The following is a 298-nucleotide window of genomic DNA, read 5'->3' as shown; positions in this document are numbered from 1 at the left end:
ACGCATACAGAACCTTCTCGTCACCCAGCTCAACCATGCACTCCTCCTAAAACAAAAAAGACACCCTTCCAGGTGTCAATCAATATAGTAGAAAAAGCGCCCCCTGCGAGCGGAACGACCTGTCCTCCCGCGGCCTGGCGCCGCAGTACGTTCGGCGAGGTGGGGCTTAACTGCCGAGTTCGGAATGGGATCGGGTGATCCCCCACTCCATGGTTCCGCTCGCGGGAGGCGCTCCCGCGGCAATCGACTTGCCGTCCGAGGGGGCCCGGGGATCCCCCGCGCCACCCTGGCGGTTGCA

Annotated in this window: 1 rRNA gene; it reads right to left on the bottom strand. The window is 62.8% G+C overall.

The annotated features are described in order from the left end of the window. Positions 1-106: 106 nt before the first annotated feature. Positions 107-221: ribosomal RNA gene (gene rrf, locus NE591_RS14625) — 5S ribosomal RNA — on the bottom strand. Positions 222-298: the final 77 nt, after the last annotated feature.

It is taken from the genome of Adlercreutzia sp. DFI.6.23, assembly GCF_024462535.1.
Taxonomy (GTDB): Bacteria; Actinomycetota; Coriobacteriia; order Coriobacteriales; family Eggerthellaceae; genus Adlercreutzia; species Adlercreutzia rubneri.
Note: the sequence above shows the minus strand (reverse complement) of the source record. Positions and strands in the feature narration are given on the sequence as shown.